This is a genomic window from Dolosigranulum pigrum ATCC 51524, assembly GCF_000245815.1.
Taxonomy (GTDB): Bacteria; Bacillota; Bacilli; order Lactobacillales; family Carnobacteriaceae_A; genus Dolosigranulum; species Dolosigranulum pigrum.
The window spans coordinates 472,936-488,416 of record NZ_JH601103.1; the positions used below are offsets into that span (position 1 = coordinate 472,936).

Below are 15,481 nucleotides of genomic sequence, written 5' to 3' on the forward strand. Positions count from 1 at the left end.
CTCCTTAGGTCTCTTGTCGTTAAACGACTACTTCAACTTGACTGCCTTGTGTTGTCTTATGCACATTAATCCGCGAAGCAATGCGGGTCTTCAATTCCTCCACATGAGAAATAATCCCAATTAAACGCCCCGTCTTATTCAAGTCCATCAGAATCTGAATGGCGACATCGAGTGATTCCATATCTAATGTAGCAAATCCTTCATCGATGAAGAGTGTATCCACATGTACACCGCCTAGTTCATTCTGGATAACATCCGATAGTCCTAACGCAAGTGATAACGATGCCTTGAACATCTCGCCACCTGATAAGGTAGCTACACTGCGATTCTGTCCAGTATAATGATCAAGCACATTTAGATCTAAGCCTCGTGCGGCCAAGCCTTTTTGTTGATCTGTATTCGGTCGCTGCAGCACGTAGCGTCCATCGGTCATCGTCTTCAAGCGACTATTAGCAGCTAGTATAATATGATCAAAATACATACTCAATACATAACGCTCGAATGATACACGATGGGTCTGTTTACTCCCGGAAGCCAGTTCATGCAACTCTTCGTAAATCTGACTATTTTCTCTAAGATCTTGTTGTTCCTGGTTTAAATTAATAATAGCTGTTAAGATTCGCTGATAACTGTCCAGTCGGCTAATCCATTGATCGCGACTTGCTCTTAACTCAGAAGCTTGTTGTGATAATATGTTTAGCTGTTCCTTATACCAGTCTGTCGCTTGGTCAGCATCATATTGCGCTAATTTTTGTTGGAGATCAGCTAATTTACTCTTAGCAATGGCACGCCGCTCTTGAGCTTGATTAATGGTATCTTCCCATTCTTTAGCTGTCTGGTCAGCGACTAAATACTGTCTAAACGTATCATCTAGCTCGCTAGTAGCTAAAGCTTGCTGATAAGCTTTTTCTTGTTTATGATGCTTGGTTTCCAGCTGGGTGAGGTGTTCTTCTGTTAAGTCGATGCCTTTCTTATTACTGGCTTGCTCTGTTGCTAGGGTCTCTTGGCGCTTGTTCAGAGACTGCTGCTGATCGGTCACTTGCTGCTTCCACTCTTTTTTGTCTGCTAGCTTCTGATCAAGTGCCTCTATCGATTCATCCGTTAATTGTTGCGCTAGTTGCTGGGCTTTGACTGTCAAGGTCGTCAAGCGCTCATTTATGTGCTCTTGACTGCTGATCAATCGTGTCTGTGTCTCTATGGTAGCTTGACGCCGGTGCTCTAAATCCTTCAAGTCTTGTTGCCATTGAGGTTCCTTGGCAATATTTTGGCGCAAGGTATCGATTTGTTGGTTAAGCGATGATAAGGTCGTATCCAGTTGCTCCACTTGCTGGCGCTTCTGTGTTATTTCCTGGTCCAAGTCATCTCCTTCGATCGCTACCTGCGTTAAGGTGGCATTGAATGTTTCCCATAAGTGCTCTCGCTTGGCCTTAGTCGTCACCCATGCTTCACGGGCTTGCGTGGCCTCAAGTTCAGCTGCTTCTTTTTGTTCCTTGGTCACGGTGTCCACATGGGTAGTGGCACGATCGGGATGTTCGAGCGATCCACAGACTGGGCACGCTTCGCCTGACACCAATTCAGCCGCTAAGCTTCCGGCCAAATTGCTTAAATAAGCTTGTTCCATGCGACTGGCTTGTGCATCTAGTTTGCGGTAATGAGCGTGTTTTTGTTCAAGCGTCGTATTAATGGCAGAAATTTGCTGCTTCAATTGCTGAAGCTGGTTTAATGTCTCTAACATTTGTTCAGCTTGTTGCTTGGTGTTCTTATAGTCAGCTTGTTCGTCCTGTAGCTCTTCTAAGGTCTGGCGCCATTGTTTGATTTGGCTGAGTTGGGCTTCTTTGTCTTCGATTTGATGCGTTAGTTGGTCAACAACTTGGTTCGTGTCTTCTAGTGTCGCTTGCTGCTCTGACAAAGAGGCTTGTAGTGTTGACTGCTCTGCTTCGATATCAGCTAATTCCTTAAATAATCGTTGTTCGGCTTGCAATTGTTCAATCTCTGTTTCAACGGTAGGGAGTTGTGCAATCTCTGCTTGCAAGGTCGCTTGTTCCTGATCAAGGATAGCTTGCTGTTCCTTAAGTTTTGCTTGTTCAGCTTGATAATGTGTCAATGTTTGCTCCGCTTGGCGGATGGATTGCACTGTCTCTTGAAGTGGTTGATACAGTTGATCAAGTGCGCTTGCTTCTCGGTGATTATGCAGCTGTTGCTTTAACTGGGCAATCATCTCCGCTTGGTCATCCAACTGCTGCAATTCAGTCAGTTGTGCGGCCTGATCTATCCGTAGTTGCAAGATCTGTTCATAGCGGGATTGTTGCTCTTGGTTCTTCGCTAGCTTCTCCTCGACCACTTCCCGCTCAACTTGTCCATTAGCTATCAACTGCTGCAATTCGGATCGCACTACCGGTAGTTGTTGCTTCTCCGCAGCTTCATGTAGCGGTGGATGATCAATAATTTGTTGCATATCTGTCAATACTTGGCTTAACTTCACGGTCAGATCGCGCCGTCTTTCTCTAAACGCATCTGCCTTCTCCTTCAATTTCATCTGGAAGGTCTCTAACTGATGTGTCTTAAAGATATTACGAAAAATGGCTTCTTTTTCACGGCTACTTGAGATTAATAATCGCCGAAATTCTCCTTGAGGAATCATCACAATTTGTTTGAACTGATCAGCAGTTAAGCTCAAGATTTGTCCAATATAGGCATCCACTTCGGTTTTTTTCGTCGCAACAATTGTGCCATTGATGGCCAGTTCTGCCTCGGTTTGAATATGTTTTGTTTTCGTTCTTACACCGGGGCCGATTTGGGTAGGCTTGCGCAGAATCGTATACGTCTTCCCTCCCACATCGAAGGTAAACTTCACATAACAGAGCATCTCATCATTGGCATACTGTGACTTCAATGTGTCACGCTGCCGAACATCACCGCTCGCCTCATCATATAATGCATAAGCCATCGCATCAAATAGCGTCGTCTTCCCCGAACCAGTCGGACCTGATATAAGGAATAAGCCGGACTGATCGAAAGACGAAAAGTCAATAACCATCTTATCTCGAAATGGCCCAAATGCTTGCAACTCTAACTTCAATGGCCTCATACCGTCTCCTCCTGTTCTACCAATCGCACAATCTCTCGCACTACTTCACGGCGCGGTTCATCCAACGTATGCTCCGTATACTGCTCAAAAAAATCAGAAAATAATGACTCAATCGACTGACGCTTCAGATCTTGTGAACGATCTGTCTGATAAGTAGACTGATCCGCTCTCAAATTCACATATTCTACCCCCAATATCTGAGGGAACTGTCCCCGCAATCGACTCATCGCATCTTGAATAAACATATCATCCGTCAACTCAATAAAGATATAATCATCCGACCAATCTTGTTGCATTAAGTCATCGAATGCCCCGCGCACAATTCGCATATCACGCTTGGGAATCAGCGGCACCGGGGTCACTTCTAGTGAATCACGATCAATATCAATAATGAAGCTTTTTTTCTGATGCGCTGCTTCTGATTTCGAATACTTCAGAAGCGAACCACTGTAGCGAATACGATTTGAGCCAACTTTTTGTCCTTTATGTAAGTGACCCAATGCAACATAATCGAACGCATCAAAGATAGACTGATCGATCCACTCTGCCGTTCCAATGCTCAAAGGACGCTCTGAATCCGACTCCTCTAGCGATGTACGGCTCCCACTTATCACATATCCATGAAACATAACCATATTAATCCGACTACGATCAAAATCATCTGAACTTGTAATCTGTTCTACTTGTGCCGCAACTGCCTCCTCTATCGTTCGAATCTCTGGTTGATCTAAGGCTTGTCGAATCAGCACATGATCCGCATAAGGCATCATATAAATATCTGCCTCTTTCAATGAGACTTTGCGTGTATATGCCTTCAAGGTCCCTTCCATGTATAATTGCTTCGCTTCAGCGACTCCCGATAAATACTCAATCCGCTCATTACTATCGTGATTGCCCGCAATAATGAAGACCGGCACCTCCAACTCATTAATTAAGCGACTCAACGTCTGATTCACCAACGATACGGCTTCCTTTGGGGGCAAACTCCGATCATATAAATCCCCCGCCATCAACACAGCATCTACCTCATATTCCTCCACTTGCTCAATCAACTGCTCCAAGATATACGCTTGATCGGCCAACATAGACTGTTCATGCACAATCTTTCCGATATGCCAATCCGCTGTATGTAAAAAACGCATCGAATCCCTCCTCTATTCGTTTAAATAAACAAAACGGACGTCCACCAACGCCCGCTCTGTCTGCATAACTATTTACTGAAAACTGACAATACTATAATCCGGATCAGCATGTCCCTCCAAGATATTGGTTAATACTGAAGCACGATCGCTTGGAATCTCGACGAAGACAGGCATTAAGCCTTGATCTGGCAACACACCATATTCTTCTGCCGAAAATTGCAATTCATGCGCTTCTAAAATGGGCTCCCCTTCTGAATCAGAGAAATTCATCGTTAGTGAGAAGTTTTCCTTATCCTGACCAGTTCGATTCGTTACTAAGAAGAGCGTACTCAAGCTACCATCTGGATCTTCCGCCGTTACTCCCGTCCAGTGTAGAGTCATATCCTCTTCAATCGACAACCCCTTCGCTGGGTTTAAGAGCTTATCTGTTAATAATTCCTTAATCTCAGCACTCTGAGGATTGTTCTGAATAACTGGTGGAATAACCAGTTCTAATTCTGGCACATTCCCGTCTTCAATATCTTGACGCAACTGCTGTTCATGTTGTACAGATAGCGTATATTGCGGGTGATATCCTGGTGTGAAGCCATCTGGGAACGGATTATCTGCTTCTCCTTCTGCACCTTCTGCCTGTTCAGGTTGTTCATAATGGAGGTTGGATAACTCAACAATTGCTTGTCCGAAGTCATAACTATCCAAGTCTCCTCTTAGATCAGTCGACATTTCCACATAGACCGGCATGGCTGTATCAGGCTCTAATGTCCCGAATGCCTGCGAGCCCAGATAGATATCCTCTTGCACAAATGGCACTTCCGTCTCTGATTCGCTCATCGTCATCCGATAGCGTAAATTTGTCATCACTTTGTCTGTGCGATTTGTGATTAAGAAGACACCATATAGCTGATCTTCTGCCTCTAAGTAAGTTCCTGAGAACAACATCGAGACTTCTCCCTCTTCACCCATTGCCTGCTCATCACCGGCTGCTACTCGGTCTGACAACAACTTCAAAGTTTCATCGTTAAGCGCTGAAACTTGCGCAAAGCGATTCGACTCCTGCAACGAGAATGTCACCTCTGTTTGCTGTTTATCCGCTGCTTCTTCCGTTTTTTCATCTTCATTCGGTGTTTCTTCATACAAGCCACAACCGCCTAATAGCGCAGCTGCCGCGACTGCCGTTACTAATTTTTTCATCGTTTTATATACTCCTTTATCAGTCAATCACCTTCAGTATATCAATTATTTCAACTTTTCGCTAGTTTCATCTCTATAAAAAAGGCCACCTCATCGATCACCTTGTTAGACCAACAAGAATGAATAAGGTCACCTTCTGTTTAAATAATTACATTATGTTTGCTAGTCACTTAAGCTTAAATATACTCCAAGGTCGAGATCGATGATAATAATTTTTGTGTGTACGGGTGTTGTGGGTTGTTGAAGATTGTCTTACCCGAGGCGCTCTCGACCAGTTGACCAGCACCTCATCCAATGTATTATGATATGTAATACGAATCGCTCAGCATAATATAGTTATATTTTACTAAACGACTCTGTTGTTCTATTCAACAATAAACAAAAATACTAGGGTAACTATCATCCATTTTATATTTTTGTAATCTACAGATCCTAAGAAATATAAATCCATCGATATATTAGCTACTATCAACAAGACAAATAATATTCTTAAAGCAAAAATTATTTTTGATCCATTTTCAGTATTTGACATTTGTTTTTCACCATAATTTCTTTTATTCTTTCTTCTGATCTTCGGTATCTTTGTATCCATTCCATCCCCCAAGAGCTGTTGCCCCTGCTAGTGCTGTTACTCCTACTACAATTATATTATATATCAGTTGGTATTTGTAGGTTATCAAATAATATAACAAATTCCAAATGTTAACTTTAATGGAGCTTTTTCGGTGTCCCTTTTTAGAATTAAATTTTAAAAATAAAATTGGAATTTCCACAACTTAGGCATTCAATCGCTGATTAATGGGCAAAAATAACAAATATTTACCCTGGAATAATTTTTATCTAAAGTTATCCACGCTAAAAAGACTGGTCTATTGTGATATGACACTCAAAAGTTGGAGTTTTGAATAGTGATGATTAACCACGTGATTGCGTGGTTTGTTTCCGGTAATTGACCGGAGATAAGCCGCTCAATTTTACTTTTATTCGATCGTTATTGTAGAAATGAATGTAGTTTTCGATCCTGCGCCTGAAGTCATTAAAAGCCACTTTGTCTTGACCATTATACATTTCTTGCTTTAAATTCTCCATATTTAATTTAAACGGGTATGAATATGTTTTGGACATAAATGCCCCCAAAAAATTAGAATAATTTACGCTAACTTTTGGGGGCAGTACACTTGCCAAACTGACAATGATGGATAAGGTCACCTTCTGTTTAAGTTATTGATTTATATTTACTAGCTATGTCGGCTTAAATGTATTCCAAAGTCGAGATCGATGATAATAATTTTTGTGTGTACGGGTGTTGTGGGTTGTTGAAGATTGTCTTACCCGAGGCGCTCTCGACCAGTTGACCAGCTTCTAAAACGGCCACATGATCACAAATTTCACTAACCACTCGCAAATCATGACTAATAAATAAATAGCTAACATCAAATGTGTCTTGCAATTCATCCAATAATTGTAAAATTTGAAATTGAATCGACACATCTAACGCTGAGACAGCTTCATCAAGAATAATTAATTTGGGTCGGACGATAATTGCCCGAGCGATTGCCACGCGCTGGCATTGTCCTCCTGAGAGTGCGTGCGGGTATTTATTCAAATGTTTAATCTCTAAACCAACCTTCACAATGGTCTCTTCAATTCGTGCTTGCCTCTCTGCCTTAGATAAATCTGTCTGAATGACTAGCACCTCATCTAATGTATTATGAATGGTAAGACGTGGATTGAGCGATGATCGTGGGTTCTGATAGACCATTTGGATGGCTTTTTTCTGTGCCATTTCCCGCTTCATGCCTAATTCTTCTCCGTCGAACTGAATAGTCCCAGCAGTTGGTTTCAAGGCTCCGACAATAATATTGCCGAGTGTTGACTTCCCAGAACCAGATTCACCAACGAGGCCATATGTTTGCTTCGGTTGAATCTCTAAGCTGACATCATCAAGGGCTTTCACTTGGGCGAATTCTTGTGTAATACCGCGAACGGTTAATAATGGCTGGCTCATCGAACGTCTCCTTTCGCTTGATTAGACTGATGCTGCACTAATAATTCATGGCCTGGTGTGACTTCACTGAGAACACCTGGCTGCTCACTGGCCAAGTCCCAGATAATTAAATTCTCGGCGGATAACGTCTGCTGGGCCTCTTCTTTCATCCATTGAATATGTTCTCGTTGTGGTTGCTTCAAACCAGGAATAGCACTAAATAATTGCAATGTATAGGGATGCAGAGGTTCTGTGAATAATGTTTCGGTTGGTGCTACTTCTAAAATATGGCCATCCTTCATCACGACGATACGATCACATAAAGCTTGAGCAATCGTCAAATCATGCGTAATGAATAAGAATGCCGTATTCAAGTTCTGCTGGATCTCTTTAAATAAATCTAAAATTTGTGCCTGAATGGTCACATCGAGCGCAGTGGTGGCTTCATCAGCGATAAGTAACACCGGATCTTTCGCCAACGCTATTGCAATCATAATCCGTTGTTGCATCCCACCTGATAATTCATGTGGCAATGCATCTAAAAGCTGTTCTGCTCGGCGCAAGCCACTTCTATTCATCAAGTCCAATGCTTTCTCACGAGCTTGTCCTTGACTAATCGATGTGTCCGCCATACGAATGGCTTCAATTAACTGCTTCCCAATCGTCATCAGTGGATTAAGCGACGACATTGGATCTTGGAAAACCATCGATGCGACACCTTGACGGAACTGGCGCAATTGTTTTGGCGAATAATCTAAGATATTATCTTCCTTGTAATAAATCGCCCCTTCATAATCTGTCAGTGTACGCTCATCGTTCAAGCGAACAATCGAACGAGCCGTCACGCTCTTCCCACTTCCACTTTCACCGACTAATCCAACAATTTCTCCAGGTTGAATAGATAGATTAATCCCTTTAATAATAGGCTTATAACCGTTCGTCGTCGCAAATGAGACATTCAAGTCTTCTAATCTAATAAGCTCTTCCATGGCTAGGCCTCCTCTGACTCAAGTTGCTTTGGATCAAGTGCATCGCGCAAGCCTTCCCCTAATAAATGAAGGGAAATTACTGCCAGCAAGACGGCAATTGATGGGAATAAGACAATGTAATACTGACTGAAGATAACCGTCCGTCCACCCTGGATAATATTTCCCCAAGAAGGTGCCGGTGCTGGAATCCCTGCTCCTAAGAAGCTCAATGTTGATTCTCCCAAAATCGCTCCCGCATACACGAAGGTCGCCTGAACTGCCAGAGATGGAATAATATTCGGGAATAGGTGCTTCCAAATCACCCGTGTATCGCTCGCACCAATTAACTGGATTGCTCCGACGAACGGTTCATTAATCACATCGAGCGCACTAGAGCGAACTAACCGCGCTGTCGACGGGATATAGACAATCGATAAGATAATCATCAAGTTATAGATCGAGCCTCCGAATGCACTCATTAGCGCAATAGCTAACAATAACCCAGGAATTGCCATAATTCCATCAATCACCCGCATCAAGACATTCCCGACTCGCTCATAATAAGCTGAATATAAGCCAATCACCGTCCCTAAAGTAACGGCAACAATCATAACAACGGTTCCTAGTAGTAACGAAATACGGCCCCCTTGTAGCACACGTGCTAACAGATCACGACCATATTCATCTGTCCCCAACAAGTGCGCACCACTTGGCCACATTAAGCGGTTAGATGCATCCACACTATTGGGATTCCAAGATACTAACAACGGCCCAACCATGACGAGCACCACTAAACTGACAAAAATAATGCTACCAATGAATAATAATTTATTTTTTGCTATCTTTTTCATCATTATCTAGTCCTTCTTCGCTTCAAGTGCAATACGCGGATCAATCACCGAATACAGTACATCAACCGCTAAGTTGACCAAAATATAACTAACAGCAATCATCAGAATAACACCTTGAATCACGGCATAATCTCGGCGCGAAATTCCATTCACGAGAAGTTGACCAAGTCCTGGAATCCCGAAGATAGTCTCAACCACAATCGTCCCTGACAACAAGCCCCCAAGTCCTTGACCAATCACAGTTAGAATAGGGAGCAAGGCATTTTTAAGCGAATGTTTTAAGAGTAATGATCGCTCACTTAAGCCCTTCATTCGGCCCGTTAAGATATAATTCGCATCAACAATTTCGAGCAATGATGAACGCGTAATCCGAGCAATCAGCGCTGTCTGTCCAATCGCTATCGCCACACTTGGTAAGAACAAATAACGCAAATGTTGACCTATCCCACTAGAGAGAGGACGATAGCCCGACACCGGAAATATCCGATACACGACAGCGAATAAGATTAAGAGCAAAATTGATAAGACAAAACTGGGGGTTGCTTGCCCGATGAGTGTACTACCTACCACTAAACGGTCAACCCAACTCTTACGGTAATAGACCGCCAGTAAGCCAAAACCAACCCCAAAAATAACAGATAAAAAAGTGGCAAACAGCGCAAGCGCAACAGTTGGGCCATAATTCGCAGCAATCGCACTATTGACACTGCGATTCATATAATACGAGTGCCCCAGATCTCCGGTGAGAACTCCGCTCAACCAGTTCCAATATTGCACCCAGAACGGATCTTCTAACCCTAACTCAGCATTTAACCGTGCTACTTCTTCCGGCGAAGCTTCCAATCCTAAGATAGCGGCAGCCGGCCCTCCTGGTGTAATATGCATAATGACAAATACAATAAATGTCACAATAAAAATGACCGGAATTAAACTCAACAAGCGTTTACCAATATATTTTCCCATTATTTCACTCTTTCTCTCTTTATTTGCGGTTGCGCATATCCGCACACCTCGTCTATATCTATGTACAAGCGCAGCTGTCATATCGACGCTGCGCTTATTGGTTGGGCGGTATAAATCTTACTCGCCCAATCATCTCTAATTATATTATATCATAACTCTTGTTACTCGACATGTCCTGCGTTCCATAAGATTGGTGCTTTCCAATAATCGAATCCTTCAACGGCACTATTGTAGGTTACAAAGTTGTTGTAGTGACCGATAACAAATCCTGGAATATAATCCGTGTACAAGAAATCTTGCAATTCGGCGAAGGCTTCTTTGGTCGCGGCTTCATCTTCAGCTGCACGCATCGCATCAATTAACTCTTGTGCTTGCTCATCCATGTCGCCACCCCAACGATCAGTACTTAGGGTCAAGACTTGTTGTGGTGAAGGTTGGAAACTGTGTGACACAATGTAAATCTCATGTCCACTTGGGTCACTCGTATATTCATTGAACGTATTGAAGTCATATTGGTTAACAACAGCATTCAAGCCCAATTCAACCAATTGATCTTGAAGCGCAATACTCGCTGAATACATCGAATCATATTCCGGTGTTGTCACAATACGGATTTCTTCGCCATTATACCCAGATTCTTCAATTAATTTTTTCGCTTTTTCTTGGTCATTGGCATTATAGAACTCAGAACTTGTCTCCGTGTAGTAAGGCGTTTCTGGAGATACGTAAGAACTTGACACTTCGTAGAATTCTTCATTATCTAACGCTGCCAACATGATGTCGTTATTATTAATTCCTGTCAAGATGGCTTGACGCAACTTGTCATCTAAGAGTGGGCCTTCTTCTACATTAAGTTGAGCCACTAAAGTTCCGCCACCCGGTGCTGCATAATTCAAGTAATCAGTTGCATCCACTTGGTCTAAGTTAGTCACCGGTACTTCACCGATATCGTATTCTTCTGACAATAGACCGGCCATACGGGTACCCACATCCCCAACAATTTCAAAACGAATCGTCTCAGTTGGTGCGCGCTTCTCCCCTGCAAAGCGTGATGGTTCACCCGTCACTTGATTGTGATAATTATCGAAGCGTTTCACTTCAACATATTGATCGTGCACCCAGTCCACATATTCGTAAGGACCCGTCCCGATGAAGTTATCATCAATACCAGACTCAGCAATTTCACCATCGAATGCTTCTGATGGGCGGATAGCTGGGAAATATGTGATCGAACTCATTAAGGTGAGTAATTCTGTATTCGGTTCGACAAATTCCACTTCTACAGTATAATCGTCAACCACTTCGAAATCTCCTTCTGGCAAGAGATCCGCTGCCTTCGATGTATCAGCTTTCCAATAGTTCATCGATGCTGCTACATCTTCAGCCGTCATCTCGCTCCCATCATGGAAGTTAATTCCTTCCTTCAGTTTGAAGGTATATTTTGTGTTATCATCGTTCACTTCATAACTATCTGCCAAAACAGGTTGAGACTCGAAATTTTCATCAAATGTATATAATGTCTCATAAATATGCATTGTCACTCCAATACTAGCCGTTGACACTGTTCGTGCCGGGTCCAGTGTGGGCGGCTCCGAATTAATAGCCACTCGCATTTCCGGTCTCACTTGACTCTCATCAACTGTTCCATCTGCTGACTCTTTGGCTGGCTGGTCCGCACCGCCACATGCTGCCAACAATAATGCGCCGGCTCCTAACAACCCTAGCAATTTCTTTTTCATTTAATCTCCTCCTACGATTCATACGTTTTTCATTTCCTAACATGGTACTATCATAACGATTTACTTACTTTTTGTCAATAATGAATGCTTATTTCTCGTTAAAAAATAATAAACTTTCCTGAAAAAATAGCCTTTCATCTTTGATACCGCTTAACTAGTTAATTTCTGTTTCCATGATCTACCTGCCTCTAAATGTTTATATTGTACTATTATTACTTATATATATTACTTATATATTGTTGGTGTAGTTCATCAACCGCCTCCGTCTGTCCTTCAAATTGAACGGAATGCATGCCACGACGATCCACCGCTGTATTGATTCGAGATTTCTCCATCGTTATCCCCTCTTAATGTAACTCACCGTCCATCTTGTGTACATCTTCACTATACATGAAATGAACACATCCATAAACCCATATCCCTCTTACTTACTAAAATAATTTATGCCACATTCAATTTTACTGCCCCTCAGTAGATCCTGTCATCATTCCACTATAATATGGCACTCGACATAACCTGTTCATTTCTTTGCAATTTTTAGATTTTTATCTGCTGATAATTTAGTGTAAAATAGTAAGCAGAGAATGAAAGGAGATGTCTATGTTACAAGAATTTAAAGATTTTATTATGAAAGGAAACGTCCTTGATTTGGCCATAGGGGTTGTTATGGGGTCAGCGTTCACAGCGATTGTGAATGCCTTAGTGGACCATATTATTGGGCCAATTATTGCTGCTATTGGTGGAGGCGAAGATATTTCTTACATTACTATTCCTATCGGGCCGGCCGAGTTGGGTGTCGGTGAGTTCGCCCAAGCCATTATTGACTTCCTTATTATTGCTGTTATTCTGTTCTTAATTATGAAAGGAGTCAATAAATTAAAAGCTCCCTTCATGTCCGATGAAGAACCAGAAGAACCGAAAGCACCGACAAGTGAAGAACTACTCGCAGATATAAAAGAATTATTACAACAACAAACATATCCACAGAATGAAGCAGAAGTCTTAAAAGATATCGAAAAAGACATTCATACACACGATAAATAATTTTTGATAAGTCATTTTTATTGATACTAGGAGGTTACGATGCGCCCCGTTTTTTATACCACTTGTCATCTTAACGGTAGCCCGTATAGCCTGGGTGCTACTTCTGACGGCATTGTTTTTATTGAGAATACACCCATTGACGATGTAACCAAACGCCATTGGTTTGACAAGTTTTTTGACACAAACCAATTATACCAAGACGACAACCATCCGCTTTTAGTTCGATGTCGTCAACAATTACAACAATATTTTGATGGAAAATTGACAACTTTTGACATTCCGCTTGATTTGAAGGGGACATCCTTCCAAAAAGCGGTCTGGAACAGTCTTCTAGCTGTCCAATATGGGCAATCAAAAAGTTATAAAGCAATCGCTGAGTCCATCGGCAAACCAACTGCATCACAAGCAGTTGGTGCTGCGGTTGGTCAAAATCCTATTATGATTATTGTCCCTTGCCATCGTATTCTTGGCGCTACTCGAAAACTAACTGGCTTCCGCGGTGGCTTACCCCTGAAAGAACAATTACTTCAGTTAGAGCATATCCCCTATAAAGAATAACTCATAACGAGCATAACTGCTCCTTAAATCATCAAATATATATTAAAAAGCATCCCTTACGGACCACATATAAAAATGGGTCATAAGCAAGATGCTTTTTTCTATTTCATTAAATAATGTTGCCTCGAATATTTAGTTTACTCTTAATAAACCATTTCAGCGTCAATAAGCCGGCTCCAATCGCACTAGCTAATTGCGGACCGAATAAAATATTAATATGTCGTGGAATAATCATCTCTAGTGTTGCGTAGAAGAACATTAAGACCGAAAGTGTCACCGTCGAGACTAGAATATATTTTAAGAATCCCTTGTTGTTCTCATCCGGAGCATATTGACTAATCAGAATAACGACCGCTCCACCTAATGCTAATAGGACAAGAAGCGAGATAAGACCGACTTGTGTCTGGGTGCCAATATATTGTGAAATAGCTGAAATAATCATAAACACACCGGCAATCAATAGCGAACCATCTAAGTAACGTTGCCAAGTCGGAGAAGGTTCCACTTCACGTGGCTGTTCTGATTGTTGATTCATCTTAGCCACTGCTTCTGTCGGTGAGCCATAGATCGATCGAGCCAAATTATGGTTCGCCTGCTCTTCTACAATAACCGGCAGCATTTGATTCACAATCGCAATCTTTTGCGACTCTTCATAACCATACTTATCTAACTGCCGATTCAATTTTACCATGTAGTCTTCATTTTTATTCGTTAGTTGTTGGTAAAGTTTTTCATTTTCTTGCTGCATATCTTCCGTTGTCGGTTCAGTTTGTTCTATATGTTGTTTTGTCATTTAAGCTATTTCTCCTTTACACATTAAACTTAAATTCCATCACATCGCCGTCTTGAACGATGTATTCTTTTCCTTCTTGGCGCAAACGCCCTGCTTCCCGCACAGCTTTTTCACTACCTAGGCGATCATAGTCATCGAACGCAATTGTCTCAGCACGAATAAAGCCACGCTGGAAATCACTATGGATGATACCTGCTGCTTGTGGAGCAGTCATCCCTTTCTTAAAGGTCCATGCCCGCACTTCTTTGACGCCAGCTGTGAAATATGTGCCTAAATTCAAGAGATTATAAGACTTACGAATGACTCGATGTAAGCCAGGCTCCTTAATCTCTAAATCTTCTAAGAACATATCACGCTCTTCATCATCTAAAGCCGCAATCTCTTCTTCAATTGCTGCTGAAATTCCCACAACTTCTGCATTTTCTTCATCTGCTAAGCGTTTAACCGTCTGGAAATGATCTGACTCTTCCGGGTTAGCCACATGTTCTTCCGCTACATTCGCAATGTAGAGAACCGGTTTACTCGATAATAAGAACAAACTTCTCAATATAGGCTTCTCTTCTTCACTCCAGTCCAAAGCTCGTGCCGGAATACCATCTTCTAACGCTGGCTTTAATTTTTCTAAGACAGGAAGTAGCTCTAATGCTTCTGGATCTTTTCCTTTGGCAGCTCGCTTCGTCTTTTCCAAGCGCTTATCAACTGAATCCAGATCAGCCAAGATAAGTTCTAAGTTAATCGTATTCATATCTGCTTCTGGATCCACTCGGCCTGCAACGTGCGTAATATTCCCATCATCGAAACAACGAACAACGTGACAGATTGCATCCACTTCTCGAATATTGGCTAAGAATTTATTCCCTAGTCCTTCTCCCTTACTTGCCCCTTTAACAATCCCAGCAATATCGGTAAATTCAAAGGTTGTCGGAACGGTTTTGTTAGGTGTCACTAATTCAGTCAATCGGTTCAAACGTGAATCTGGTACTTCAACGACTCCAACATTCGGATCAATCGTCGCAAAGGGGTAGTTCGCCGCCTCTGCTCCTGCTTTTGTAATTGCGTTAAATAATGTCGATTTCCCTACATTAGGCAATCCGACAATTCCTGCTGTTAATGCCACTAATAATCTACCTTTCTACTTTTAAAATAATTCATTCCAT

The 15,481-nt window shown here is 42.1% G+C and carries 16 protein-coding genes; 2 read left to right on the forward strand and 14 right to left on the reverse strand.

The window, feature by feature from the left end:
• Positions 1 to 19: 19 nt before the first annotated feature.
• From HMPREF9703_RS02220 to HMPREF9703_RS09205, 12 genes are all read right to left on the reverse strand, one after another.
• The gene (locus HMPREF9703_RS02220) at positions 20 to 3,088 is read right to left on the reverse strand and encodes an AAA family ATPase (protein ID WP_004635219.1); all 3,069 of its coding nucleotides are present in this window, start codon (positions 3,086 to 3,088) and stop codon (positions 20 to 22) included.
• Positions 3,085 to 4,230 (reverse strand): exonuclease SbcCD subunit D, encoded by a 1,146-nt coding sequence (locus HMPREF9703_RS02225; protein ID WP_004635221.1) that lies wholly within the window; start codon positions 4,228 to 4,230, stop codon positions 3,085 to 3,087. The genes HMPREF9703_RS02220 and HMPREF9703_RS02225 overlap by 4 nt, the downstream gene beginning before the upstream one ends.
• A 72-nt stretch (positions 4,231 to 4,302) precedes the next feature.
• Complete coding sequence (locus HMPREF9703_RS02230; RefSeq protein WP_004635222.1) at positions 4,303 to 5,421, reverse strand: hypothetical protein; 1,119 nt, start codon at positions 5,419 to 5,421, stop codon at positions 4,303 to 4,305.
• 176 nt (positions 5,422 to 5,597) lie between these two features.
• A complete protein-coding gene (locus HMPREF9703_RS09270; protein ID WP_081476653.1) occupies positions 5,598 to 5,696 on the reverse strand; it encodes an ABC transporter ATP-binding protein in 99 nt (32 codons plus the stop codon).
• An 89-nt stretch (positions 5,697 to 5,785) separates the two neighbouring features.
• Entirely contained in the window at positions 5,786 to 6,013 is a 228-nt protein-coding gene (locus HMPREF9703_RS02235) for a hypothetical protein (protein ID WP_040376797.1), read from the reverse strand.
• A gap of 323 nt (positions 6,014 to 6,336) precedes the next feature.
• Entirely contained in the window at positions 6,337 to 6,546 is a 210-nt protein-coding gene (locus tag HMPREF9703_RS08715) for an IS3 family transposase (RefSeq protein ID WP_004635225.1), read from the reverse strand.
• A gap of 127 nt (positions 6,547 to 6,673) precedes the next feature.
• Complete coding sequence (locus HMPREF9703_RS02240; protein ID WP_004635227.1) at positions 6,674 to 7,429, reverse strand: ATP-binding cassette domain-containing protein; 756 nt, start codon at positions 7,427 to 7,429, stop codon at positions 6,674 to 6,676.
• Positions 7,426 to 8,397: an ABC transporter ATP-binding protein gene (locus HMPREF9703_RS02245; protein ID WP_004635228.1), complete on the reverse strand. Its 972-nt coding sequence runs from the start codon at positions 8,395 to 8,397 to the stop codon at positions 7,426 to 7,428. Before HMPREF9703_RS02245 ends, HMPREF9703_RS02240 begins: the two co-directional genes overlap by 4 nt.
• A gap of 2 nt (positions 8,398 to 8,399) precedes the next feature.
• Positions 8,400 to 9,227: an ABC transporter permease gene (locus tag HMPREF9703_RS02250; RefSeq protein ID WP_004635230.1), complete on the reverse strand. Its 828-nt coding sequence runs from the start codon at positions 9,225 to 9,227 to the stop codon at positions 8,400 to 8,402.
• A 6-nt stretch (positions 9,228 to 9,233) separates the two neighbouring features.
• The gene (locus tag HMPREF9703_RS02255; RefSeq protein WP_004635233.1) at positions 9,234 to 10,190 is read right to left on the reverse strand and encodes an ABC transporter permease; all 957 of its coding nucleotides are present in this window, start codon (positions 10,188 to 10,190) and stop codon (positions 9,234 to 9,236) included.
• 161 nt (positions 10,191 to 10,351) lie between these two features.
• Entirely contained in the window at positions 10,352 to 11,929 is a 1,578-nt protein-coding gene (locus HMPREF9703_RS02260) for an ABC transporter substrate-binding protein (protein ID WP_004635236.1), read from the reverse strand.
• A 212-nt stretch (positions 11,930 to 12,141) separates the two neighbouring features.
• Positions 12,142 to 12,264, reverse strand: a complete 123-nt coding sequence (locus tag HMPREF9703_RS09205) for a hypothetical protein (protein WP_004635237.1) — start codon at positions 12,262 to 12,264, stop codon at positions 12,142 to 12,144.
• A gap of 265 nt (positions 12,265 to 12,529) precedes the next feature.
• Between HMPREF9703_RS09205 and mscL the strand changes: the two genes are divergently transcribed.
• Positions 12,530 to 12,973 carry a large conductance mechanosensitive channel protein MscL gene (mscL, locus tag HMPREF9703_RS02265; protein WP_004635239.1) on the forward strand — a complete coding sequence of 148 codons (444 nt, stop codon included), beginning with the start codon at positions 12,530 to 12,532 and terminating at the stop codon, positions 12,971 to 12,973.
• A gap of 39 nt (positions 12,974 to 13,012) precedes the next feature.
• Positions 13,013 to 13,531, forward strand: a complete 519-nt coding sequence (locus HMPREF9703_RS02270) for a methylated-DNA--[protein]-cysteine S-methyltransferase (RefSeq protein WP_004635241.1) — start codon at positions 13,013 to 13,015, stop codon at positions 13,529 to 13,531.
• A 109-nt stretch (positions 13,532 to 13,640) separates the two neighbouring features.
• On the opposite strand, the gene HMPREF9703_RS02275 is transcribed toward HMPREF9703_RS02270, so the two are convergent.
• Positions 13,641 to 14,324, reverse strand: coding sequence for a DUF1129 domain-containing protein (locus HMPREF9703_RS02275; RefSeq protein WP_004635242.1), 684 nt, complete (start codon positions 14,322 to 14,324; stop codon positions 13,641 to 13,643).
• Between the two features lie 16 nt (positions 14,325 to 14,340).
• On the reverse strand, positions 14,341 to 15,441 hold the full coding sequence (gene ychF, locus HMPREF9703_RS02280) for a redox-regulated ATPase YchF (RefSeq protein ID WP_004635244.1): 1,101 nt from the start codon (positions 15,439 to 15,441) through the stop codon (positions 14,341 to 14,343).
• Positions 15,442 to 15,481: the final 40 nt, after the last annotated feature.

Bases quoted from the DNA above. Each gene is read 5' to 3' on its own strand.
- HMPREF9703_RS02220 (WP_004635219.1), bottom strand. From the start codon at position 3,088: ATGAGGCCATTGAAGTTAGAGTTGCAAGCATTTGGGCCATTTCGAGAT.
- HMPREF9703_RS02225 (WP_004635221.1), bottom strand. From the start codon at position 4,230: ATGCGTTTTTTACATACAGCGGATTGGCATATCGGAAAGATTGTGCAT.
- HMPREF9703_RS02230 (WP_004635222.1), bottom strand. From the start codon at position 5,421: ATGAAAAAATTAGTAACGGCAGTCGCGGCAGCTGCGCTATTAGGCGGT.
- HMPREF9703_RS02235 (WP_040376797.1), bottom strand. From the start codon at position 6,013: ATGGATACAAAGATACCGAAGATCAGAAGAAAGAATAAAAGAAATTAT.
- HMPREF9703_RS08715 (WP_004635225.1), bottom strand. From the start codon at position 6,546: ATGTCCAAAACATATTCATACCCGTTTAAATTAAATATGGAGAATTTA.
- HMPREF9703_RS02240 (WP_004635227.1), bottom strand. From the start codon at position 7,429: ATGAGCCAGCCATTATTAACCGTTCGCGGTATTACACAAGAATTCGCC.
- HMPREF9703_RS02245 (WP_004635228.1), bottom strand. From the start codon at position 8,397: ATGGAAGAGCTTATTAGATTAGAAGACTTGAATGTCTCATTTGCGACG.
- HMPREF9703_RS02250 (WP_004635230.1), bottom strand. From the start codon at position 9,227: ATGAAAAAGATAGCAAAAAATAAATTATTATTCATTGGTAGCATTATT.
- HMPREF9703_RS02255 (WP_004635233.1), bottom strand. From the start codon at position 10,190: ATGGGAAAATATATTGGTAAACGCTTGTTGAGTTTAATTCCGGTCATT.
- HMPREF9703_RS02260 (WP_004635236.1), bottom strand. From the start codon at position 11,929: ATGAAAAAGAAATTGCTAGGGTTGTTAGGAGCCGGCGCATTATTGTTG.
- HMPREF9703_RS09205 (WP_004635237.1), bottom strand. From the start codon at position 12,264: ATGGAGAAATCTCGAATCAATACAGCGGTGGATCGTCGTGGCATGCAT.
- mscL (WP_004635239.1), top strand. From the start codon at position 12,530: ATGTTACAAGAATTTAAAGATTTTATTATGAAAGGAAACGTCCTTGAT.
- HMPREF9703_RS02270 (WP_004635241.1), top strand. From the start codon at position 13,013: ATGCGCCCCGTTTTTTATACCACTTGTCATCTTAACGGTAGCCCGTAT.
- HMPREF9703_RS02275 (WP_004635242.1), bottom strand. From the start codon at position 14,324: ATGACAAAACAACATATAGAACAAACTGAACCGACAACGGAAGATATG.